Source organism: Nonomuraea dietziae (assembly GCF_014195505.1).
GTDB lineage: Bacteria > Actinomycetota > Actinomycetes > Streptosporangiales > Streptosporangiaceae > Nonomuraea > Nonomuraea roseola.
Map to the genome: position 1 here is coordinate 3,891,250 of NZ_JACIBV010000001.1, position 22,645 is coordinate 3,913,894.

General features: G+C 70.2%; 19 protein-coding genes. 11 read left to right on the forward strand and 8 right to left on the reverse strand.

Features of this window, described 5'->3' with window-relative positions:
• Positions 1-1,002, reverse strand: coding sequence for a hypothetical protein (locus FHR33_RS18510; protein ID WP_183649168.1), 1,002 nt, complete (start codon positions 1,000-1,002; stop codon positions 1-3).
• Positions 1,003-1,145: 143 nt separating this feature from the next.
• Between FHR33_RS18510 and FHR33_RS18515 the strand changes: the two genes are divergently transcribed.
• On the forward strand, positions 1,146-1,658 hold the full coding sequence (locus tag FHR33_RS18515) for a DoxX family protein (RefSeq protein ID WP_183649171.1): 513 nt from the start codon (positions 1,146-1,148) through the stop codon (positions 1,656-1,658).
• A 72-nt stretch (positions 1,659-1,730) separates the two neighbouring features.
• Here FHR33_RS18515 and FHR33_RS18520 read toward each other — a convergent pair whose 3' ends face one another.
• The 4 genes from FHR33_RS18520 to FHR33_RS18535 all read right to left on the reverse strand — a co-directional run bounded on the left by FHR33_RS18520 (position 1,731) and on the right by FHR33_RS18535 (position 7,177).
• Positions 1,731-3,011, reverse strand: a complete 1,281-nt coding sequence (locus FHR33_RS18520; RefSeq protein WP_312895601.1) for a homoserine dehydrogenase — start codon at positions 3,009-3,011, stop codon at positions 1,731-1,733.
• A complete protein-coding gene (lysA, locus tag FHR33_RS18525) occupies positions 3,008-4,390 on the reverse strand; it encodes a diaminopimelate decarboxylase (RefSeq protein WP_183649174.1) in 1,383 nt (460 codons plus the stop codon). Before lysA ends, FHR33_RS18520 begins: the two co-directional genes overlap by 4 nt.
• A 115-nt stretch (positions 4,391-4,505) precedes the next feature.
• Positions 4,506-5,129, reverse strand: a complete 624-nt coding sequence (locus FHR33_RS18530; protein WP_183649177.1) for an anticodon-binding protein — start codon at positions 5,127-5,129, stop codon at positions 4,506-4,508.
• A gap of 203 nt (positions 5,130-5,332) precedes the next feature.
• Positions 5,333-7,177, reverse strand: a complete 1,845-nt coding sequence (locus FHR33_RS18535; protein WP_312895602.1) for a hypothetical protein — start codon at positions 7,175-7,177, stop codon at positions 5,333-5,335.
• Positions 7,178-7,247: 70 nt separating this feature from the next.
• Between FHR33_RS18535 and FHR33_RS18540 the strand changes: the two genes are divergently transcribed.
• Together FHR33_RS18540 and treS are read left to right on the forward strand one after the other, a co-directional pair.
• Positions 7,248-8,891 carry an asparagine synthetase B family protein gene (locus tag FHR33_RS18540; protein WP_183649180.1) on the forward strand — a complete coding sequence of 548 codons (1,644 nt, stop codon included), beginning with the start codon at positions 7,248-7,250 and terminating at the stop codon, positions 8,889-8,891.
• A gap of 336 nt (positions 8,892-9,227) precedes the next feature.
• Complete coding sequence (gene treS, locus FHR33_RS18545) at positions 9,228-10,901, forward strand: maltose alpha-D-glucosyltransferase (protein WP_183649183.1); 1,674 nt, start codon at positions 9,228-9,230, stop codon at positions 10,899-10,901.
• Here treS and FHR33_RS18550 read toward each other — a convergent pair.
• The 3 genes from FHR33_RS18550 to FHR33_RS18560 are packed head-to-tail and all read right to left on the reverse strand — an operon-like array spanning position 10,877 to position 14,381.
• Positions 10,877-13,150: an ABC transporter permease gene (locus FHR33_RS18550; protein WP_183649186.1), complete on the reverse strand. Its 2,274-nt coding sequence runs from the start codon at positions 13,148-13,150 to the stop codon at positions 10,877-10,879. The two genes, treS and FHR33_RS18550, sit on opposite strands and share 25 nt — an antisense overlap.
• Entirely contained in the window at positions 13,147-13,878 is a 732-nt protein-coding gene (locus FHR33_RS18555; protein WP_312895603.1) for an ABC transporter ATP-binding protein, read from the reverse strand. The genes FHR33_RS18550 and FHR33_RS18555 overlap by 4 nt, the downstream gene beginning before the upstream one ends.
• Entirely contained in the window at positions 13,875-14,381 is a 507-nt protein-coding gene (locus FHR33_RS18560; RefSeq protein ID WP_183649189.1) for a PadR family transcriptional regulator, read from the reverse strand. Before FHR33_RS18560 ends, FHR33_RS18555 begins: the two co-directional genes overlap by 4 nt.
• A 120-nt stretch (positions 14,382-14,501) precedes the next feature.
• Between FHR33_RS18560 and FHR33_RS18565 the strand changes: the two genes are divergently transcribed.
• From FHR33_RS18565 to FHR33_RS18600, 8 genes are all read left to right on the forward strand, one after another.
• The gene (locus FHR33_RS18565; RefSeq protein ID WP_312895604.1) at positions 14,502-15,719 is read left to right on the forward strand and encodes an ABC transporter substrate-binding protein; all 1,218 of its coding nucleotides are present in this window, start codon (positions 14,502-14,504) and stop codon (positions 15,717-15,719) included.
• Between the two features lie 16 nt (positions 15,720-15,735).
• On the forward strand, positions 15,736-17,049 hold the full coding sequence (locus FHR33_RS18570; protein WP_183649192.1) for an ABC transporter substrate-binding protein: 1,314 nt from the start codon (positions 15,736-15,738) through the stop codon (positions 17,047-17,049).
• 12 nt (positions 17,050-17,061) lie between these two features.
• Positions 17,062-18,627: an ABC transporter permease gene (locus FHR33_RS18575; RefSeq protein WP_376773175.1), complete on the forward strand. Its 1,566-nt coding sequence runs from the start codon at positions 17,062-17,064 to the stop codon at positions 18,625-18,627.
• Positions 18,627-19,502: a carbohydrate ABC transporter permease gene (locus tag FHR33_RS18580; RefSeq protein WP_183649196.1), complete on the forward strand. Its 876-nt coding sequence runs from the start codon at positions 18,627-18,629 to the stop codon at positions 19,500-19,502. Before FHR33_RS18575 ends, FHR33_RS18580 begins: the two co-directional genes overlap by 1 nt.
• Before the next feature lie 107 nt (positions 19,503-19,609).
• Positions 19,610-20,287, forward strand: coding sequence for a uracil-DNA glycosylase (locus tag FHR33_RS18585; protein ID WP_183649199.1), 678 nt, complete (start codon positions 19,610-19,612; stop codon positions 20,285-20,287).
• Positions 20,288-20,298: 11 nt separating this feature from the next.
• Positions 20,299-20,625: a hypothetical protein gene (locus tag FHR33_RS18590; protein ID WP_183649202.1), complete on the forward strand. Its 327-nt coding sequence runs from the start codon at positions 20,299-20,301 to the stop codon at positions 20,623-20,625.
• Between the two features lie 53 nt (positions 20,626-20,678).
• Positions 20,679-20,969 carry an MTH1187 family thiamine-binding protein gene (locus FHR33_RS18595; RefSeq protein WP_183649205.1) on the forward strand — a complete coding sequence of 97 codons (291 nt, stop codon included), beginning with the start codon at positions 20,679-20,681 and terminating at the stop codon, positions 20,967-20,969.
• 102 nt (positions 20,970-21,071) lie between these two features.
• Positions 21,072-22,637 (forward strand): FAD-dependent monooxygenase, encoded by a 1,566-nt coding sequence (locus FHR33_RS18600; protein WP_183649208.1) that lies wholly within the window; start codon positions 21,072-21,074, stop codon positions 22,635-22,637.
• Positions 22,638-22,645: the final 8 nt, after the last annotated feature.

Consider the following 22,645-nt stretch of genomic DNA (forward strand, 5'->3'; position numbering starts at 1 on the left):
TCAGGGGGCGCTCCGCCTGCGAAGGTGGTAGGCGTAGGTGGCGGCGACGAGCGCCAGGCCCCACGGCAGCCACGACAGGCCGGGCCCAAAGCTGCCCCAGTCCTCGGCGGTCATGGTGATCTGGCCGGTGACCATCCAGAGGAACAGGCGCGAGCCCGCCTGGATCAGCATCGCCGACGCGCACAGCGCGGGCGCGACCGCCAGCCAGACCGGCACGCGCCTGCCGCCCAGGAAGGGGATCCAGCGGGGGAAGACCTCGCCCCAGCGCTGGACGAGGCCCAGCGTCAGGAGCGCCCCCACGACGCACAGCCCGCCGAGCACCGCCTCGGCGATCCATGCGTCCTGCTGTCCCCCGGCGAGGAAGCCGTCGGGCACGCCGAGCGGGATCCCCATCGCCCAGGAGATCCGCGAGATGCCGTACGGCAGAGCCAGCACGGCGGCCAGGTAGGTGACGGGCTTTGCCCATCGCACCGTTCGCGCGCCGCCTCCGGAATCGCCGCCGTCCCTCCCGGCCCAGGCCGCCGCCGCCCAGAGCGCGCCGCCGACGATGCAGAAGAGCATGAACAGCAGCGGGCCGTCCCAGAGGCCCGTGTAGCCCATGAACAGGTAGCCGAAGTTCTGCATCACCCGCACGTCGGGCACGGCCACGATCAGGCCGACGCACATCGTCCAGGCGAAGACGAACGACAGGCCGCGCGCGGCCGAACGGGTCATCGCCACCGCGACCAGCGCGCCGAGCAGGCCGAGCGCCGCCATGACGGCTCCCGTGGGGCCCTGCTCGACCGAGGCCAGCAGGGAGCCCACCTGGTCCGCGCGAGGGTCGCCCGCGCCGAGGGGGAATCCCGCGCCCCCGAGGGCCCAGTAGGCGCCGGTCAGCCCGAAGGCCACGGACCACAGGCCTGCCGCGGGCGCGGTCCACGACCGGCGCGCCCTGGTCTCTATCCCGGTCTCGACGGTGGGCCGCGCCGTCCTGGCCCTCTTGCGCATCTCGGTCTCGCTCACACCTCAAGCCTGCTCGGCAGGGCCCGCCGTCCCCTCCCCCTGGCGGGGGACGAGGCTCCCCCGCCGGGGTTGACATCTCCCCCACTCCATTGGATAGTGACGTTATCCAACATTAGACAGTGTCACTATCCAGTGGAGACATCATGGATCCGGTAATCGTCCTGGGAGTCGCCCTTCTCGTCTTCCGCGCCCTCGGAGCGCTCGGCGTCAGCCGCTTCGCCACGTGGCCCGCGAGCGCCGCCCACGCGATGGCGGTCATGCTCGTCATGACGGCCAGCGCGCACTTCGTCCCCGAGAGCGTCACCGTGATGCCCAACCATGCCGACCTGGTGAAGATCGTGCCGCCGTTCGTGCCGTTCCCCGGCTTCATGGTCTACGCGACCGGGGTGCTCGAACTTCTCGGGGCGGCCGGACTGGTCGTCACCACGACCCGCTGGGCGGCGGGGTTCTCCCTCGCGGCGATGTTCGTGCTGCTGCTTCCCGCCAACATCTACGCGGCCGTGGCCCAGGTGCCGTTCAACGGCGGCGAGGCCTCACCGCTGTGGCTGAGGGTTCCCGAGCAGGTCGCCTACATCGCCGTCGCCCTGTGGGCCACCCGCTCGGCCTCCCGCGCCTGGCCGGCCTCGCTGCGGCTCGCGGGCTCGACGTCGAGGTGACCCCACACGAGAAAGGCGGCTCGGGGCTCCGCGGGGGAGCCCCGAGCCGCCTTCGCGTGCCCGACGGCGCCGTCAGTCGTCGCCCTCGACGCGCATCACGCTGGCGATGGCCCTGACGATGTCGAGCCTGCGCAGCCCCTCCATCGTCGCCGACAGCGCCGCGTCCGTCGCCCTGTGCGTGACGATGACGAGCTGGGCGTCGTCGCCATGGCCCTCCTGGCGGACGGTCTGGATGGAGACGTCGTGCTCGGCGAAGAGCGTCGCCACCTGCGCCAGAACACCAGGCTTGTCGGCGACGTCGAGCGAGACGTGGCAGCGGGTGACGGTCTCCCCCATCGGGTGGACGGCCAGCGAGGCGTAGACGGACTCCTCGGGGCCCCTGGTGCGGGCCAGACGGTTGCGGGCCACCGCCACCAGGTCACCGAGGACGGCCGAGGCCGTGGGAGCGCCGCCCGCGCCCTTGCCGTAGAACATCAGCTGCCCCGCCGACTCCGCCTCGACGAAGACCGCGTTGTAGGCCTCGCGTACCCCTGCCAGCGGATGGGTGCGCGGGATCATCGCGGGGTGGACGCGCACGCCGATCGAGCGGCCGTCGTCGGAGCGGGCGCAGATGGCCAGCAGCTTGATGACGTAGCCCATGGCCTTGGCGCTGGCCACATCGGTCGCGGTGATCTCGGTGATGCCCTCGCGGTGCACGTCCGCGGCCGTGACCCTGCTGTGGAAGGCGAGACCGGCCAGGATGGCCGCCTTGGCGGCGGCGTCGAAGCCCTCGACGTCGGCGGTGGGGTCGGCCTCGGCGTACCCCAGCGCCTGGGCCTCCTCCAGCGCGTCGTTGAACGAGGCGCCGGTGGAGTCCATCTTGTCGAGGATGTAGTTGGTGGTGCCGTTGACGATGCCGAGCACCCGCTTCACCCTGTCGCCCGCCAGCGACTCGCGCAGCGGCCGCAGCAGCGGGATCGCCCCGGCGACGCTGGCCTCGTAGTAGAGGTCGCCGCCGCCGGCGTGGATGGTGGCGCCGTCCTCGGCCAGCAGGGCCTTGTTGGCCGTGACGACCGACTTGCCGCTGGCCATGGCGGCCAGGATGAGCGAGCGGGCGGGCTCGATGCCGCCGATCACCTCGATGACGATGTCGACGTCGTCGCGGGTGACCAGGCCCTCGGCGTCGGTGGTCAGCAGGGCGGGGTCGAAGGAGACCTCGCGTTTACGGCCCGGTTTCCTGACCGCGACGCCCGCCAGCTCGAGCGGGGCTCCGATGCGGGCGGCCAGGTCGTCGGCCTGCTCCTCCATGAGCTTGATGACCTGCGAACCGACCACGCCGCACCCCAGCAGCGCGACTTTCAGCGGCTTGCTCACAGCTGCCCCCTCAACAGGTCGTCCTCGGTCTCACCCTGCACGATGACGCGCGCCCTGCCGCCCGAGACGGCCACGACGGCGGGCTTGGGCAGGTAGTTGTAGTTGCTGGCCAGCGACCTGCAGTAGGCGCCCGTCGCGGCCACGGCGAGCAGGTCGCCCGGCGCGAGGTCGGCGGGCAGGTAGTGGTCGCGGACCACGATGTCGCCGCTCTCGCAGTGCTTGCCCACCACGCGCGACAGCATCGGCGCGGCGTCCGACTCGCGGGAGGCCAGCACGGTGGTGTACTCGGCGCCGTACAGGGCGGTGCGCGCGTTGTCGCTCATGCCGCCGTCGACGCTGACGTAGGTGCGCAGGCCCTCGACGTCCTTGACCGTGCCGACCTCGTAGAGCGTGACGCCGCCAGGACCGACGATCGCCCTGCCCGGCTCGACGGTCAGGCGCGGCACCGGCAGCCCGGAGCTCGTGCAGACCTTCTCGACGATCTCGCGCAGCGCGTCGGCGATGACCTTGATGTCGGGGGCGACGTCACCCTCGACGTAGGCGATGCCGTAGCCGCCGCCGAGGTCGAGCTCGGGCAGCACCACGCCGTGCTCGTCCTTGATCTGCACCAGAAGGGTGGCCAGCCGCGTGGCCGCGACCTCGAACCCCGCGGTGTCGACGATCTGGGAGCCGATGTGGGAGTGCAGGCCGACGAGCTCGAGCTGCGGAAGGGCCAGGATGCGGCGGACGGCCTCGGCCGCCGCGCCGGTGTTGAGCGACAGGCCGAACTTCTGGTCGTCGTGCGCCGTCGCGATGAACTCGTGCGTGTGCGCCTCGACCCCCGTGGTCACGCGGACCATGACGCGGGGCCTGACGTCCATCTGCTCGGCGAAGTAGCCCAGCCTGGCGATCTCCTCGAAGGAGTCGACGACGACGTGCCCGACGCCGACCTCGAGGGCGCGCCTCAGCTCGGCGGCGGACTTGTTGTTGCCGTGAAGGGTGATGCGCGAGGGCGGGAAGCCGACACTGAGCGCGACGGCCAGCTCGCCCCCGCTGGCCACGTCGAGGCCCAGATCCTCGTCCATCAGCCAGCGCACGATCTCCTTGCACAGGAACGCCTTGCCCGCGTAGTGCACGTCGGAGCCCGCGAAGGCGGTGGCGTACTCACGCATGCGCGAGCGGACGTCGTCCTCGTCGACGACGTAGAGCGGCGTGCCGTACTGCTCGGCGAGGTCACGCACGTCGACGCCGCCGATCGTGAGCGCGCCATCCGTTCGCGTCGACGTTCGCGGCCAGATCGCGTGGTTGATCCGGTTGAGGTCGGCGGGCGCCAGCGGCGGGCGCTCATGGGGCAGCATCTCAGCGTGCCTGTCCCCTGCTGGATGGGCGAATCGACTCACCCGATCGAGGCTATCGGACCCGGTGGCGCTGGTGGGACGACTGCCCACGGATCGAGACGCGATCTCGCTATTCTGCGGAAATTTTTGCCTAAATTCGCCATATGACTGGATATTTTCAGATTCGCTCTGGTCCGGGGAGCACCACCCGCACCACCTCCGCCAGCCGTACCCTGGCCGTGTGGACGGGCCCCGGCTCCTCCTCACCCCTCGGTACGGCCGGCGCCCGCTCATGCGCGTCGTGGTAGGCGAGGGCCAGCCTGGGCAGGTAGGCGGCCCATCCAGGGTCGCGCCCCGCCCTGCGGCTCGGCAGCTCGGCCAGCAGCCTGAGGACGGCCCTGTCGTGGGGGCCGGACAGCGCGCAGGCGGTGAACCCGGCGCGGGGCACGTCCAGCTCGCGGGCCCAGCGCAGGACGGCCGCGGCTCTGGCGTGCGCGTATCTGACGACGAAGCCGGGGTTGTCCCACGTGCGGGGCAGGTCCTGCCACTGGCCGGGGAAGTCCACCGGCTCGTGGGGATCGTCCAGCAGGTCGCCAGGGGTGTCGACGGTGATGCGCAGGAACCCGTTGCCCCCGACCTCCACCGCCACGACTCCGGCCAGGGCGCGCACCTCGGCGGCGAGGTCGCCCGGCGCGATCCTGCGGCGCAGGGCGGCGGCGGAGAGATAGACGGCCTCGCGCTCCCATGTCCCCTCGGGCGCCGGCGGCTCGCCGAGCACCTCGGCCAGCCGCCCCGGTCTCACAGCACCCGAGCCTAGACCCCTCCGCCCACGCCGGAGGCGGCCACGGGGCCTGCCTCCGGCGGTTCCCCGGCCCGCCGTCACCGGGCCGGGGTGGTCAAGGACATGGGTGGTCAAGGACATAGGCGGGCAAGGACATGGCCTGGCCAGGGGCCGGCCTCCTGGGAAGCGGAGCCGGGGTGCGGGGCGGGAGGGCCCTCGACGGCTCAGATGAGGGCGTGGGGTTCGGCGGAGCCGTACTCGACCAGGTGGGCGGCGCCCAGCAGCCAGCGGTCCTCGTCGCGCACCCTCACGTAGCCGAACCTGTCGGCGGAGAACACCTTGATGCCGTCGGTCCTGCACTGCCGCATGAGCACCTCGTCCCAGCCCTCGGTCAGGTCGGCGAAGCCGATCGCGCGCAGCGCGTTACGGCGCGCCAGCAGCGTCGCCCCGTTGACCTCGGGCGTGTAGGTGTACTCCGACTCGGGCTGCTTCAGCAGCGTCGCGTGCGCCCCGCGCAGGTGCGCGTAGTAGGAGGCCTTGCCCACGATGTCGGCCGTGCTGAAGAGGAAGGCGCGCCTGAGGTCGGCCAGGTAGTGCGAGCCGTACACGTCGCGGGGGTCCATGATCGCCACCAGGTCGGCCTCGCACAGGTCGAGCCCCCTGTTGAGCATGGCGCCGGTGCTCACGGACGGGTCCTGCTCCCTGAAGACCACCTCGCGGGGGGCGAGCACCTCTCGTGCCCGCTCCTCGATCGAGGGATGCCCGAAGACGATCACCTGGGTCACGCCCGACTGCTTGACGACCTGGGCGAGGGCGTGCTCCAGCCGCGAGGAGTCGGGCACGGGCAGGATCACCGAGATGTCCAGCGTCGCGCGTGCGCTGGGCAGGCCGATGGTCTCGAGCAGCTCGTCCACGCGCTCGGTCATGGTGCCCGCCGCGTAGGCCCTGCGCAGCGCGGCGTGCGCGCGGCGCGAGTCGGCCTCGGGGCCGATGGAGGTGCCGCAGGCGGCCAGCTCGGCGAGGCGCCAGTGCGGCGTGCCCGGCGGGCAGTCGACCGCCACGGGCCAGCGGTAGGACGTGAGCACGTCGGGGTAGCCGAGATGGGCGGGAAGCAGCTGCTCGAGCGTGAGAACCCGGTCGTAGCGCCCGCCCGACAGCGGCAGCGGGTTGTGCACGCGCGGCTGCACTGCGAACGGCAGGCGCGGCCAGCCCGCTGTGAGGTCGGTGGTGAAGCGGTACTCGAACAGCTCGGCGGTGACGGCGTAGTCGGCGACCGTGCCGCCGGTGTGCCAGAAGACCGTGCGGATGCCGCGCGCGGCGCACCAGGCCAGCAGCTCGCGCACCCCCTCGCCGGGCTCGCCGGTGATCTCCTCGGCCCAGGGCCCCTGCGTGACCGACTCGACCACGAGCAGGTGCGGCACCTCGGCGGCCAGCACGCGGGCGAAGTCGCGAGGGGTGAACCCGGTCGTCTGCCGCCACTCGTAGCGCAGCAGCGCCTCGGCGTGCGGGTCGGCGATCACGGCCGCGGTCAGGTGCGGGCGGGTGTTGGGTCCTGTCGGGATCCTGAACGGCTTGAGCCGTACCGACCTGCCCTCGACCGTCCTGGTGGTGCTGGTCGCCTGGAAGGCGGCGCCAGGACGGTCGTCCTTCTGCGCGGTGACGGCTATGGGCTTGCGCTTGGGCGCCACGGGCCGCTTGACCGGCTTCGCCGCGCCCTTCAGCCCCTTGGCCAGCCGGACGGGGTTGCTCTTGCCCGTCTTGATCGCGTCGCCGATGCGGTTCCACCTCGCGACCTTGAGCGAGGACAGCTTCCACTGGGCCACCTCGGCCTGGTAGCGCTGCTCGGCCAGCTCCTTGCGGAGCCGCTCCGCGGCCGTGCGCTCGGTCTCGAGCTCGCTCTCGGCCTCGGCCAGTCGCTCGTTCATCGACCTGAGCTCCTCGGTGGCCCTCTCGGCCTCCGCGAGCTTGGCCTGGGCGGCGTCCAGCAGCCTTGCCAGCTCCGCGGCGCGCTCCGCCTCGGCGATGGCGTCGCGCAGCGCGCGTCGCGTGCTCTCAAGCTCAGTAGTCACAGGCCCTCCGTCTCTCGGCCCGGCAAAGGATACTCTTTCGCTTGGAATCGGCGTTGAGGAGTGAGATCGCGTGCAGTGGCCGGCGTTCAATGTGAGGCCGTACGTATGCGGCGCCCTCGGCCGCTTCGACACGGGCCTGCTCGACAAACTCGCAGGGTCGGGGCCGAAGGTGCGCCCCGCCCTGCAGACGGCGGAGGCGGCCCTCTACAGCTCGCAGCCGCTGCCGCCCTACCATCGCACGCCCACGACGTTCGCCTTCTCCTGGGGCGAGCGCAGGCCCGCGCAGGCCGCCGACTGGATCACGGTCGCCGAGACCTACGAGACGCCCGGGCTGATCTCCGACGGCGCGCGCACGATCCTGCACGCGGGCGCGCTCGGTCTGGTCGACGTCTACTACGTGCGCACCGACGAGGCGATCTACTTCTCCTCGCTGCTGAAGCCCCTGCTCGAGCTCGTGCCCGTCGACATCGACTGGGCGGCGTGGGCCTCGATCATCCAGGTGACCTTCCCGCTGGGCGACGCCACGCCGTACGCGGGGATCAGGCGCCTGCCCGGCTCCAGCGCGCTGGTGCACACCGCCGAGGGGCTGTCCACCGAGCGGCGGCTGCCGCGCTGGCTGCGGCAGGAGCCCTACGAGGCCTGGCGCAGCGCCGGGGAGTTGCTGGAGATCCTGCACGCGGTCTACGACGAGTACGAGGGCCGTCCGCTCCTTGTGCCGGTCAGCGGCGGCTACGACTCGCGGCTGCTGTGCTCGGTGGCGGTGGCGAAGGGCGCCGACGTGGAGTCGTGGACGACCAGTCCCGACGACGGCACCGACACCGACATCGCCTTCGCCCGCGCGATCACCCGCGAGCTCGGCGTACGGCACCGCGTGATCACCCAGGACGCCGCCGCCTATCCAGGCGACGCGCTGGAGGTGGCGCGGCGTCTCGAGTTCATGACGCCGCACCACGCCTGGTACGCCCCCTTCGCCAAGGAGGTGCACGGCTCCGGCCGCGTCCTGATCGACGGCCTGGCCGGCGGGCCGCTGCTGAAGAACTTCATGGTCAGCGGTGCGGCCCTGGAGGCCAGGACGCAGCAGGAGCGCTCGGCCGCGGTGCTGAGCTCGCTCTCGCTCGGCGCGCCGTCCACGCCGTTCCTGTCCGAGGCGGCCGAGGGCTGGATCGGGCAGGTCGTGCGCGAGCAGTTCGACGCCTCCACCTCGATGCTCCACGGGCACAGGGCCGAGCTGCCGCTGTCGGTGCTGCACACCCGCACCGTGCGCGGCATCGCCCGCTCGGCGGTCAACCTGGTGGGCCCCGAGGCCTCCTTCGCCGGGCCGTTCATCCACCCCGACTTCTTCGACGCCGCGCTGTCGGTGGGGGTGGCGCGCAAGGACAAGGGCCGCTTCTACAGGGAGGTCCTGCACGCCGCCAACCCGCGCGTGGCCGCTCTGCCGTCCACGAACGTGGTCAAGCAGCCGCTGCAGCGGGTGCCCCTGCGCTCGACCGCCGCGCCCGCCCGCGCCTACTCCCACACGATGCTCGGCAAGGTCGCCGAGCGTGCTCCCTGGCTGCTGTCGGAGGGCCTGCACGAGGTGATCTCGTCCGGGCCCGACGCTCTCACCAGGTTCAGCGGCTGGAACGACAGGTTCTGGGTGCGGGGTCTCGTGCTGTTCGGCGCGTGGCTGACCGACTACGAGAACGACCTCACGGAGCTTGCTCCGCCGTTCTGACAGGCACGGAGAACGCAGGGTAACGCCACAAGCACGTACCGGTCTCGCGGGCATTACAGGCGGTCGAAGCAAGGGGATTATGGACGGTCCCCCGGGCTGGTAGTGTTCGGCCCGTACCAATGAAAAAACGTACGCTGCTTTCGGCCTTCAGGGCCTCCGAGCTGCACGTTTTTCATTGAAAAGCGCCGCATACAACCGGAGCCTCCAGGTCACAGATCTGGTTCCGGCAGGGCCTGGGGTTCGCAGGGATGACGACTCCAGCGGCGCGGTCACCACACAACACACCGGGGCATCCGGTGACTTCGTCCTGCCCACATCTCCTTCTGTGAGCGTCATATGAACAACCCATCGGTCAGCGAGACCTTTGTCTCGGCCGATCCACGCTGGTACAAGCGGGCGGTGTTCTACGAGGTGCTCGTCCGGGGGTTCAAGGACTCCAACGGCGACGGGACCGGAGACCTCCGTGGTCTCATCGAGAAACTCGACTACCTGGAGTGGCTCGGCGTCGACTGCCTCTGGCTGCTGCCGCTGTACGAGTCCCCCCTGCGTGACGGCGGCTACGACATCTCGGACTACGGGAAGATCCTGCCGGATTTCGGTGATCTCGGTGACTTCGTGCAGCTCATCGAGTCGGCGCACGCGCGTGGCATCCGCATCATCACCGACCTGGTGATGAACCACACCAGCGACATGCACCCGTGGTTCCAGGCTTCGCGGCACGATCCCGAGGGGCCCTACGGCGACTTCTACGTGTGGGCGGACGAACCGACGGGCTACCCCGACGCGCCGATCATCTTCGTGGGCGCCGAGGAGTCGAACTGGACCTACGACCCGATCCGCAAGCAGTACTACTGGCACCGCTTCTTCCACCACCAGCCTGACCTGAACTACGACAACCCCGCCGTTCAGGACGCCATGCTGGAGGTGCTGAGGTTCTGGCTGGACCTCGGCATCGACGGGTTCAGGCTCGACGCCGTGCCGTACCTGTTCGAGAGGGAGGGCACCAGCTGCAGCGGGCTGGCCGAGACCCACGCCTACCTGAAGAAGGTGCGCGCCGAGGTCGACCGCCTCTACCCCGACAGGGTGCTGCTGGCCGAGGCCAACGGCTGGCCCGAGGACGTCGTCGAGTACTTCGGCGACCCCACCACGGGCGGCGACGAGTGCCACATGGCCTTCCACTTCCCGCTGATGCCGCGCATCTACATGGCGGTCAAGAAGGAGACGCGCGAGCCGATCTCGGAGATCATGTCGCGCACGCCGAAGCTGCCCGAGAACGCGCAGTGGGGCATCTTCCTCCGCAACCACGACGAGCTGACGCTCGAGACGGTGACCGAGGAAGAGCGCGACTACATGCACGCGGAGTACGCCAAGGACCCGCGCATGCGCGCCTACCTCGGCATCAGGCGGCGTCTGGCGCCGTTGCTCGACAACGACCGTGACAGGATCGAGCTGTTCACCGCGCTGCTGCTGAGCCTGCCCGGCTCGCCCGTCATGTACTACGGCGACGAGATCGGCATGGGCGACAACATCTGGCTGGAGGACCGCGACTCGGTCCGCACGCCGATGCAGTGGAGCCCCGACCGCAACGCGGGCTTCTCCACCGCCGACCCCGGCAGGCTCTACCTGCCGACGGTCATGGACCCGATCTACGGCTTCCAGGCGGTCAACGTGGAGGCGCAGCAGAAGAGCCAGTCGTCGCTGCTGCACTTCACCCGCAACATGCTGCAGATCCGCCGCCACCACCCGGTCTTCGGCACCGGCGCGTACACCGAGATGTGGTCGTCCAATCCCGCCGTCCTCACCTTCACCCGTGAGGAGGGCGACGACCTGATGCTGTGCGTGAACAACCTGTCGAAGTTCCCCCAGCCGGTGGAGCTCGACCTGCGCAGGTTCGAGGGCATGACCCCGGTCGAGGCCAGGGGCGGGGTGCCGTTCCCCGTGATCGGCAGCCTGCCGTACCTGCTAACCCTGCCGGGTCACGGCTTCTACTGGTTCGCACTGAAGCCGTAGGTTCCCAGCTGGGCGCGGGCCGCGCGGCGCGCTGGAAGCAGCGCCACCGCGAGGGCCGCGCCCACTGCCGCGGTGACGGCCACGGTCAGCGTCAGGGCCGAGGGCGGCCTGCCGATGCCCGCGCCCACGCCGCTGGTGTGGCCCTGCAGGTCGATCAGGCTCGTCACGACGAAGGAACCCGCCGCGGTGCCCAGGACGACGCCCAGCACCACGAGCACCCCCGTGCCGGTGACGAGCGTGGCCATGACCTGGCGCGGGGTCAGCCCCATCGCCTTCAGCACCGCCAGGTCGAGGGCGTGGTCACGCAGCCCCAGCGCGCTGGCGGTCAGCAGGTTGGCCAGGCCGATCAGCGCCAGCACGACGATCAGCGCGACGATGACCGCCCTGATGATCGACAGTCGTTCGGCGGGGTTGACCACGCGCTGGATCTCCAGTCCCTCCCCCGACGCGGTCAGCAGCCTGTCGCGCACGTCGGCGGGGTCGGCGCCCTTCTTCAACGCCAGGCCCCAGAACTCGGGCGGCACCACGTCCTTGGCCGCGAGACTGTCGACGCCGAGCGACAGCACCTGCCCGTCGAGGTCGGGCTCGACGGTCCTGCCGACGATGCGCACGATCAGCGGGGTGCCGCCGACCGACAGCCACACCCTGTCGCCGATCTTCACCTTGAGCAGGTCGAGCAGCCCCTGCCCCGCGACGGCCTCGCCTCTGTCGGCGTACATCCGGCCCTCGGCCACGGGGAAGGGGTAGGGCGCGCCCGAGCCGCCGATCGCGCGCACCCTGATGGACCTGGCCACGCCGGGAACCAGCGCGTCGACGTCCGCGCCCGGATAGACCTCGCGCACGCCAGGGTCGAGCTGGGCCGCGCGCTTCGCCTCCTCGGGTGTCAGCTTGACCGGGCGGACCAGCAGCTGGGCGTGCTGGCCCACCTGCTCGGGATGGGCGAGGAAGTTGTCGAGCGTGGCCCAGACGCCGAGCCCGATGGTGATCATCATCATCGGCACCGCGAGCCCGAACGTGGTCAGGAAGGCGGGCACCCGCCTGCTGAAGGCGTCGCGGGCGCCCAGGACGAGCGCGGGCGGCAGCCGTACCAGCAGAGCCAGCTTGGCCAGCCTGGACAGGTGGCCGCGCGGCGGCGCCGAGGGCGCCGCGGGGATGGGCGGGGTGCGGCTGCCGCGCCAGGCGGGCAGCCCGACGGCCACCAGCACCACCAGCGCGGTGCCGGCCGTGATCGCCACCAGCGGCACCAGGGCGACGGCGGTCCTGTCGAGCACCAGCCAGGTGACCAGCCACCCCGGCAGGACGCCGAGGGCGATGCCCAGCAGGCCCAGCGCGCCGTGCTCGACGAGCAGCAGCCCGGCCACCTGGCCGCGGGTGAAGCCCATGGACTTCAGCGTGGCCAGGTCACGCAGCTGGGCGAGGACCCGCCCGCCCGCCGCGTTGGCCAGCGCGAGCGCGGCGGCCACCAGGCCGACGATGCCGAACAGCGCGAGCAGCGTGCCGAGGAGCCTGTTGTCGAGCTCCATCGCGTCGCGCACCTCGCGCCAGGTGTAGACGCGCTGCACCTCCTCGTCGAGCATCACGACCACGCGCTGGGAGACGAACTGGGTGGACTCCGGGTCGGCCAGGCGCAGGCCCGTCACCCATTCGCTGCGGCCGAGCTCGGGCTCGATCCTGTCGAGCTTCTCCGGCAGCACCCAGATCAGGCCTGGCGTCCACTCGGGGTAGAAGCCCTGGTCGGCGGAGTCGGCGATGCCGCGCACGTACAGCACGTGGCGGGCGCCGCTGAGCGCGGTCACGTTCACGGGGCTGCCCACGCCGAGGCCGAGCGCCCTGGCGAAGGAGCGCTCGACGACCGCGCCGTCGGGCTGCGAGGAGGTCAGCCAGCCGCCCTCCGCGACGACGGGCCTGGCCACCTCGGGCGGCGTCACCGGCATCGCGCGCAGCGCGGCGGGCGCCTTCCTGCCCTCCTCCAGCAGCGTCACGGGCGCCGTGCGGTAGGGCCCCGCCGCCTGGGTGACGCCGTCGATCTCCCTGAGCGCGACGACCTGCGGCCTGTCCTTGGTGTGGACCCACAGGTGCGCGCCGTTGGTCTGGGAGAACAGGCCCCGCCACGGGTTGGTGCTGTCCTCGAGCAGCGTGGCGGCGGTGATCAGCGCGGCCACGATCGCGGCGATGGTCGCCACGGTGAGGACGGCCTGGCCGCGCCTGGCCCGCAGGTCGGCCCTGATCCATCGGGCTCCGGCTCTCATCGCAGGTCGATGACCTCCCCCGCGCCGCCCCTGCCGGGACGCCTGCGGGCGATCCTTCCGTCGTCGACGATCTGGCCGTCCAGCAGCGAGACCACCCTGTCGGCCAGGCTGGCGACCCTGGCGTCATGGGTGACCAGGACGATCGTCTGGCCGTCGCGGTGCACCTCGCTCAGCAGGCGCAGCACGTCGCGGGTGTTGCGGCTGTCGAGGTTGCCCGTGGGCTCGTCGGCCAGCAGCAGGGCCGGTTTGTTGGCCAGCGCGCGGGCGAGGGCGACGCGCTGCTGCTCGCCGCCCGACAGCTGCGCGGGCGCGGCGTCGGCCCGCTCGGTGAGGCTCAGCGCGTCGAGGAGGTACTCCCTGCGCGCCCTGGCCTCCTTGGAGGAGACCCCCGCCAGCAGCGCAGGCAGCTCGACGTTGTCGGCCACGGTCATGCTGGCGACCAGGTTGAAGAACTGGAAGACGAAGCCGATCTTCTTGCGCCTCAGCAGCGCCCACGCGCTCTCGGAGAGGGTGTCGGCGCGCTGGCCGTCGAGCCAGATCTCGCCGCTGGTGCGGATGTCGAGCCCGCCGAGCATATGCAGGAGGGTCGACTTCCCCGAGCCCGAAGGGCCCATGACCGCGACGAACTCGCCCTCGTCGACGAGCAGGTCCACCCCTCTGACGGCCGGCACGGGCACGTGCTTGTTCTGGTAGATCTTGACGAGGTTCACCGTTCTGAGCACGGTCACGCGAGGTCCTCCTGGCAGCGTTCGAGCCAGTCGAGGTCGGCCTGCAGGTGCAGCATGGCTCCCTCGATCAGCAGAAGCGCGACCTGATTCCCCTGATCGGTCCGCTCGGCGAGTTCGTTGAGGTCGCGCATCAGCGCGAGGTAGTGACGGCGCTGGCGGTTGATCAGCGCCATCCGGTCGGCGATGCCGGTCAGCGGGGCGAGGACGAGTTTCATGAAGAACTCGTCGCGCACCCTCGGACCCTCCGTGGGCTCGTCCACCCAGTCGGTGAGCGCGTCGCGGCCCTTGCCCGTCAGATAGTAGACCTTCTTGTTGGGTCTGTTGGACTGTTCGACGTCGACGGCCCTGACCAGCCCGTCCTTCTCCAGCCGGCCGAGCGTCACATAGATCTGGCCGATGTTGGGCGAAGGGTAGGCGCTGCCGAAGGTTTGCTCGAGGGCCTGCTTGAGTTCGTAGCCGTGGGCAGGTTCCTTCGCGAGGAGCGCCAGCAGGTGCAGCCGCACGCCCACCTCCTCGTTACGGGCTCGTTACGGAGATATCCGTTGACGTTCAGATTAGCGCTGTGCATAACATGAATGCATCTACCTAACACGAATGTAATCCGGTAGAAATTTGGAGGTCACGTGTTCCGCCCCCTGTCCGTGATGCTGCTCGCGCTCCTGGTGGCCGGATGCGCGGCGGCGACGGAAGAGGGCGGCGAGGACCCCAAGGGTCCGATCACCTTCGCCACGGGACGCGACACCACCGGCTACCTGCAACCCCTGCTGGACCGGTGGAACAAGGCGCATCCCGCGCAGAAGGTGACGCTGCTCGAGCTGCCTGAGGCGGCCGACGAGCAGCGAGCACAGCTGGTGGCCAACCTGCAGGCCAGGAGCGACCGCTACGACGTGCTCGGACTCGACGTGGTCTGGACGGCGGAGTTCGCCGACAACGGCTGGATCATCCCCCTGGAGCGCGGGAGCTTCCCGCTCGACAGGTTCCTGCCGCCCGTCGTCGACACCGCGGTCTACAAGGGCAAGCTCTGGGCAGTGCCGTACACCAGCAACGCAGGGCTTCTCTACTACCGCAAGGACCTGGTGAAGAAGCCGCCCACGACCTGGGCCCAGCTTCGCTCCCAGGCTCTTTCGGCAACCAAGAAGCATGACATAGGCGGCTATGCGGGCCAGCTGGCCGCCTACGAAGGACTCACCGTCAACTTCGCCGAGGCCGTGCAGTCGGCGGGCGGCACGCTCCCCGACCTCGACCAGGCCAAGGCCAAGCAGGCTCTCGACTTCTTCACCCAGGGGCTGCGCGAGGGATGGATCCCCCCTCAGGCCCTGAACTACAAGGAGGAGGAGTCGAGGCTCGCCTTCCAGAACGGCCAGCTCGTCTTCGCCCGCAACTGGCCCCACGCGTACGGCCCCGCCACCCAGTCCAAGGTGGCAGGCAAGTTCGCGGTGACCAGGCTGCCGGGCCTCGACGGGCCAGGATCGAGCTCACTGGGCGGCGCCAACCTGGCGATCAGCGCCTACTCCAAGCGGCAGAACACCGCCCAGGAGTTCATCAAGTACTTCACCAGCCTGGAGAACGAGCGCCGCGTCCTGACGGAAGGGTCCTTCCCTCCCGTGTGGGCGGAGCTCTACGACGACCCTGCGCTGATCAAGCGTTTCCCTTACCTGCCGGTGCTCAAAGAGAGCATTCTCGCGGCCAAGCCTCGGCCGGTGAGCGCCAACTACAACCAGTTGAGCCTGGTGGTCGCGAGCGCGGTCTCCAAAGCGCTCAGCCCGCCCTACGACCAGTCCACCGATGACGTGGCCGCCTCCATGAAAGCGGAGTTGGCCGAGATCGTCGCAACCCAGTGATTCGAGGTCAGGCATCATGCGAAAAGCAGTTGTTCTGGCGGGGCTCGCCGTAGCCATCGCCGCGTGCGGCAACGCGCCGAGCACCACCCCCCAGGAGACGGGCGCCGCCAGCTCGGCCGCCCCCGCCAAGAAGACGCTGGAGGGGGTGAAGATCGAGGTCGCCGCCAAGTGGACGGGCGAGGAGCAGACCAACTTCGAGGCGGTGCTCAAGGCCTTCCAGGAGAAGACCGGCGCCCAGGTCACCTACGCCTCCACAGGTGAGGACACCGGCGCCTACCTCGGCCCGCGCATCCAGGGTGGCAGCCCGCCCGACGTGGCGATCCTTCCCCAGCCCGGTCTGGTGCAGCAGTACGCCGACCAGAAGGCGCTCAAGCCCCTCACCGCCGAGGTCCAGAAGCAGATCGACGACAACTACACCCCGTACTGGAAGGAGCTCGGCTCCGCGGGCGGCCAGGTGTACGGCGTGCTCGTCAAGGCCGCGCACAAGTCGATCATCTGGTACCGCGACGCCGCGTTCACCGACGCCGGCGTGCAGGCCCCGACCACCTGGGACGAGCTGATGAAGACCGCGCAGGCGGTCTCCGACTCCGGCACCCCGCCGTTCTCGCTGTGCGGCGCCTCCGGCTGGACGCTCACCGACCTGTTCGAGAACGTCTACCTCTCGACCGCGGGCCCCGAGAAGTACGACCAGCTCGCCAAGCACGAGATCCCCTGGACCGACGCCTCCGTGGTGACCGCGCTGGAGAAGATGGCCGGCATCTTCGGCAAGAAGGACTACATGGTCGGCGGCAACACCGGCGCCCTGCAGACCGACTTCCCGACCTGCGTGACCCAGGTGTACGGCCAGGACAAGGGCGCGATGGTCATCGAGGCCGACTTCGTGGCCGCCTCCGCCACCCAGTCCGGCGCGAAGATCGGCGAGACCGCGAAGATCTTCCCCTTCCCGAAGGTCGGCGACACCGCTCCCGTCGTGCTGGGCGGCGACATCGCCGTGGCGCTGAAGGACTCCCCCGGCGCGATGGCGCTGCTGGAGTTCCTCGCCTCCAAGGAGGGCGGCGAGGTGTGGGCGAAGCTGCCCGGCTACCTGTCGCCGAACCGCAACGTCTCGCCTGACAACTACCCGAGCGAGCTGACCAAGCAGCTGGCGCAGACCATCATCTCCGCCGGCGAGACGGTCCGATACGACATGTCCGACCTCGCGCCGAGCGCCTTCGGCGGAACCGACGGCAAGGGCGAGTGGAAGGTCCTGCAGGACTTCCTGCGCGACCCGTCCGACGCCAAGGCAGCCGCCAAGGCCCTGGAGACCGAGGCCGCCAAGGCCTGGAAGTAAAGGGGCGAGGCCGTGACCGACCGGTTGAACGGCCCGACCGACCCGCGCGACGAGGTGTCGCGCGGGTCCTCCCCCGGGCCAGAACCCACCCCCCAGACGGCGACTTCGGGCTCCGCCTCCGCGGACAATCCCGACCCCGCCCACACCTCCGACTCCGCCGACCCCGCCCGCGCCGCGGCCTCCCCCGCTGAGGGCGCCGCATCGGGGCCGGGCACCCGCAGGACCGCCGCCTCGGAGGAACCCGAGCTGGCGACGGCGGGAGGGGCCGCGCCCACCGTTGCGCCGGCGCCCGGCAAGAACAGGCTGGGCCCCTCCGCCGCGGTGGCCTGGTTCTTCGTGCTCCCCGCGATGCTGCTGCTGGGCATCTGGGTGATCTATCCGATCATCTACTCGATCTTCCGCAGCCTCTACGACGCCACGGGCACCCAGTTCGTCGGCCTGGAGAACTTCGGCACGATCTTCACCGACTCCGGCACGCTCACCACGATCAGGAACAACCTCATCTGGGTGATCGTGGCCCCGATCCTGGTCACCACGCTGGGTCTGATCTTCGCGGTGCTCACCGAGCGCATCAAGTGGACCACCGCGTTCAAGCTGATCGTGTTCATGCCGATGGCCGTCTCACTGCTGGCCGCGGGCGTCATCTTCCGCCTCGTCTACGAGGAGGACCCCGACCGCGGCGCGGCCAACGCGATCATGTCCACCATCTCCGGGGTGTTCTCCTCCGGTGGCGGCCTGGAGGGAGCGCGGCCAAGGGAGAACGACGCCTCGCCCGTCACGGCGCAGGGCGACACAGTCGTCACCAAGCAGCCCGCGCAGGCGGGCCAGCCGGTGCTGATCCCGCTGGTCGGGCTCAAGCCCGAGGCCGTTCCCTCCGACGCGCAGACGGCCAAGCCCGCCGCGGGCGACGGCCTCACCGGCACGGTGTGGCTCGACTTCACCGCGGGAGGCGGCGGCAAGGCAGGCGAGGTCGACGGCACGGAGAAGGGCCTGCCGGGGGTGACGGTGGAGGCGGTCAGCGGCGGTCAGGTCGCGGCCACCACCACGACGGCCGCCGACGGGACCTTCCGTTTCGACGGGCTCGCGCAGGGCTCCTACACGGTACGGCTGCCGCAGTCGAACTTCGAGGCGCCCTTCAACGGCCTGACCTGGCTCGGGCCCACCCTGATCACGCCCGCCATCATCGGCGCGTTCGTCTGGGTGTGGGCGGGCTTCGCGATGGTGCTGATCGCGGCGGGCCTGTCGGCCATCCCGCGTGACGCGCTGGAGGCGGCGCGCATCGACGGCGCGACCGAGTGGCAGGTCTTCAGGAAGATCACCGTGCCGCTGCTCTCTCCCGTGCTGCTCGTCGTGTTCGTCACGATGATCATCAATACGCTGAAGGTCTTCGACCTGGTCTTCATCATCGCGCCAGGCTCGGTGCAGCCGAACGCGAACGTGATCGCGCTGGAGATGTGGCGAGTCTCCTTCGGCGGCGGGAACAACCAGGGACTCGGCAGCGCGTTGGCGATCTTCCTGCTCATCCTGGTCCTGCCGTTCATGATCATGAACATCCGCCGGTTCAGGAGGGAGCAGTGATGGCTGACGTCCAGGCGGGAACGGTGAAACGAGGCCCGCTCAGCAGGATCGTCGACCGTCTCGGCAGCGGCGCCGTCCAGGTGCTGATGATCCTGATCGGCCTGTTCTGGCTGGTGCCGACGCTCGGCCTGCTGGTGGTCTCGATGCGAGACGAGACCGCGAACAACGCCGAGGGCTGGTGGACGATCTTCACCAAGCCCGCCGAGCTGACTCTCAGCAACTACGCCAGCCTGCTGGCGACCGGCTTCTCGGCCTCCTTCTGGAACACCGTCATGATCACGGTGCCCACCACGATCCTGGTGATCGGCATCGCGGCGATGGCCGCCTACGCCTTCGCCTGGATGGACTTCAAGGGACGCGACCCGCTGTTCCTTGTCGTCGTCGGCCTGCTGATCGTGCCGATCCAGATCGCGCTGATCCCGATCGCCACGCTGTACGGCCAGGCCGGGATCTTCGGCACGATCCCCGGCGTGGTCCTCTTCCACGTCGCCTTCGGACTCCCCTTCGCGATCTTCCTGCTCCGCAACTTCTTCGTCGGCATCCCCGCCTCGCTGCTCGAGGCGGCCAGGATGGACGGCGCGTCGGAGTGGAAGATCTTCTCGACGGTGGTGTTCCCGCTCGGCAAGCCCGCGATCGCGTCACTGGGCATCTTCCAGTTCCTGTGGGTGTGGAACGACCTGCTCATCGCCCTGGTCTTCGCCGATGCGTCGAACCAGCCGATGACCAAGGCCCTGCAGTCGCAGATGCGGCAGTTCGGTACCAACGTGGACATCATCGCGCCCGGAGCCTTCCTGTCGCTGATCATCCCGCTGGTCCTGTTCTTCGCCTTCCAGCGCTACTTCGTGCAGGGCATGATGGCCGGTTCGGTCAAGTGATCCACTGGGCGCCCGTCTCGCGGCGGCAGGCGGGCGCCCGGTCCCCCTTTGTGATCTTTTCTGGACGGCGTGCGCCCCGCTCGCTCTGATCGATAGGGTGCATGACCATGGCCGGTCGTCCCCTACACGAAGTAGTCGAATCCGGATGGGCGAGCGCCCTCGAGCCCGTCGCCGAACGGATCTCCCTCATGGGCGAGTTCCTCCGGGACGAGATCGCCGAGGGCAGGCAGTACCTCCCCTCCGGAGCCCACGTCCTGCGCGCCTTCAACCAGCCCTTTGACGAGGTCAAGGTGCTGATCGTCGGCCAGGACCCCTACCCCACGCCAGGACACCCCGTCGGGCTGTCCTTCTCCGTGGCCCCCGACGTGCGCCCGCTGCCCGGCAGCCTGCGCAACATCTACAAGGAGATGGAGAGCGATCTCGGCCTGCCCATGCCCTCCAACGGCGACCTGACCCCCTGGGCCGAGCAGGGCGTCCTGCTGCTCAACAGGGTGCTGACCGTCATGCCGGGCAAGCCGGCCTCCCACCGGGGCAAGGGCTGGGAGGAGGTCACCGAGCAGGCCATCCACGCCCTCGTCGCCCGCGACAAGCCGATGGTGGCCATCCTCTGGGGCCGCGACGCGCGCAACCTCGCCCCGATGCTCGGCAGCGTGCCGCGCATCGAGTCCGCGCACCCTTCCCCGCTGTCGGCCCGCAGCGGTTTCTTCGGCTCACGGCCCTTCAGCCGCGCCAATGAACTGCTCATCCAGCAAGGCGCGACACCTGTCGAGTGGAAGCTGCCCTAGGCTCTTTTCCCATGAGTGATGAAGAAAAGTTCCTCCGCCTCACGGTCGAGCTGACCGTCGAGGTGCTGGACGTCGCCGCCCTGCAGGCGGCCGCCCTCGCCGAGATCCGGCACCCTGACGCCGACCTCGACGAGGACGAGCGCAAGGAGCAGGCCGAGCTGGTGAGTTCCGACGAGACGGGCGCGACCGCCCTTCAGTGGCTGATCGAGCCCGACCACGTGCTGTCCCTGATCGAGCACGTCCAGGAGGTCGAGCCGCGGGAGGCCGTGCTGGGCGTCGAGCCCTCCGACGGGCCCAGCGACGAGGACGAGGACGACCACGAGGGTCACGACCACTGACGCTCGGGGTGGGTGGGAGCCCGCGCTCCCACCCACCGCCCTAGGATCGAAGCATGATCGTTGCTTTCTCCATCACCCCGCTGGGAGTCGGCGAGGGTGTCTCCGAGCCTGTCGCGCGCGCCGTCAAGGTGGTGCGCGACAGCGGACTGCCCAACCACACCGACGCCATGTTCACCACCGTCGAAGGCGAGTGGGACGAGGTGATGGACGTGCTCAAGCGTGCGGTGGAGGCGGTGGCCGAGGTCGCTCCCCGCGTCAGCCTGGTGCTCAAGGCCGATGTACGGCCCGGCGTCACTGACGGCATGACCGGCAAGGTCGAACGCCTGGAAGCCCACCTCCGGTAGGGCGTGACGCCCTGCGGGCGGCACAGACGCGACATATCTTGACCGTCCCGAGAACGCGTCATATCTTGATGCGTGACGCGACATATCTCGAAGGGCGGAACGATGAGAGTACCTGTCCTGATCGTCGGCGGCGGCTACGCGGGGCTCAGCGCCGCCACCATGCTCGCCTGGCGCGGTGTCCCCGTCCTGCTGGTCGAACGGCACGCGAGCACCTCGCTGCAGCCCAAGGCCTTCGGCGTCAACATGCGCGCCATGGAGCTGCTGCGTCCGGTGCCGGGGCTGGAGAAGGAGCTGTCCGGCATCTGGCAGGGCATCGGCGACAGCATGCGCATCGCCGTGGCCTCCAGCCTCACCGACCCCGAGCCGAACATCCTCTTCGACACCAGCGCCGTGCCCTTCCCCACGCACCTCTCGCCCGCTCCCGACCTCGGGGCGCCGCAGGCGGAGGTCGAGCGCGTGCTGCGCGCCAAGGCCGAGGAGCTGGGCGCGGACCTGCGCTTCTCCACCGAGTTCGTCTCGCTCGAGCAGGACGACGACGGAGTGACCGCGCTCATCCGCGCCGAGGACGGGACGGAGACGACCGTCCTCGCCGACTACGTCATCGCCGCCGACGGCTACCGCAGCCGGCTTCGCGCCCAGCTCGGCATCCCCACCTCGGGAAGAGGCGTGCTGAACCACCTGCAGGCGATCATGTTCGACGCCGACCTCAGCACGCTGGTCAACGAGCGCGAGGTCACGCTCTGGTACCTGCAGCGCCCTGAGTACACCGGCGTCTTCATCACCGGCACAGGCGTCGGCGCGCACGTGCTGGGCGTCACCTACGAGGGCGAGCCCGACCCCGACCACGAGAAGCTCGTCAGGCTGGGCGTGGGCGTGCCCGACCTCGACGTCACCGTCCTCGACACGGCGACCTTCCCCACCGCGCACGTCCTGGCCGACCGGTACAGGGAGGGCAGGGTGTTCCTGGCCGGCGACGCCGCCCACACGATGCCCCCGACAGGCGGCCAGGGCGGCAGCACCGCGCTGCAGGACGGCTGCGACCTGGCCTGGCGGCTCTGGCTGGTCATCACGGGACAGGCCGGCCCGCGTTTCCTCGACTCCTACGACGCCGAGCGCCGTCCCATCGGGAAGCTGACGGCCGACGCCCAGCTCGCCAACCTGGGCTTCCGCATGCCGCCCGCCCAGCGCGTCGACTACCCTGCCCCGCTCGAGGACCCGTTCGCGGCGCTCCTCGGCTACCGCTACCACTCCTTCGCCATCCTCACCGAACCCGGCGACGACGGCTCGCTGCTGGAGGACCCGCGCACCCCCGACGGACGTCCCGGCGGCAGGGCCGCCCACGTGGTGCTCGACTGGGAGGGGCGGCGGATCTCCACGCACGACCTGTTCGGGTCGGGATTCGTGCTGCTGGCCGGGCCGTACGGGCAGGCGTGGGTGGACGCCGGACGCGCGGTGAGGGACCAGCTCGGGCTCCGCCTGGCGCCGCACAGGATCGGCGGGGAGCTGCTGGACGTGGACGAGGTGTGGCTGGAGCGGTACGGCGTGAGCAAGAGCGGCGCGGTCCTCGTCCGGCCCGACGGGTTCATCGCCTGGCGCAGTCCTGGCGCGGACCTGGACCCCGCAGGCACGTTGGAGCGCGTCCTCCTCCAGATCCTCGCCCTCTGGTAAGTCTCCAT

Coding starts and splice junctions, on each gene's coding strand:
- FHR33_RS18585 (WP_183649199.1), top strand. CDS start 19,610: ATGGCCGGTCGTCCCCTACACGAAGTAGTCGAATCCGGATGGGCGAGC.
- FHR33_RS18515 (WP_183649171.1), top strand. CDS start 1,146: ATGGATCCGGTAATCGTCCTGGGAGTCGCCCTTCTCGTCTTCCGCGCC.
- treS (WP_183649183.1), top strand. CDS start 9,228: ATGAACAACCCATCGGTCAGCGAGACCTTTGTCTCGGCCGATCCACGC.
- FHR33_RS18595 (WP_183649205.1), top strand. CDS start 20,679: ATGATCGTTGCTTTCTCCATCACCCCGCTGGGAGTCGGCGAGGGTGTC.
- FHR33_RS18570 (WP_183649192.1), top strand. CDS start 15,736: ATGCGAAAAGCAGTTGTTCTGGCGGGGCTCGCCGTAGCCATCGCCGCG.
- FHR33_RS18600 (WP_183649208.1), top strand. CDS start 21,072: ATGAGAGTACCTGTCCTGATCGTCGGCGGCGGCTACGCGGGGCTCAGC.
- FHR33_RS18580 (WP_183649196.1), top strand. CDS start 18,627: ATGGCTGACGTCCAGGCGGGAACGGTGAAACGAGGCCCGCTCAGCAGG.
- FHR33_RS18590 (WP_183649202.1), top strand. CDS start 20,299: ATGAGTGATGAAGAAAAGTTCCTCCGCCTCACGGTCGAGCTGACCGTC.
- FHR33_RS18550 (WP_183649186.1), bottom strand. CDS start 13,150: ATGAGAGCCGGAGCCCGATGGATCAGGGCCGACCTGCGGGCCAGGCGC.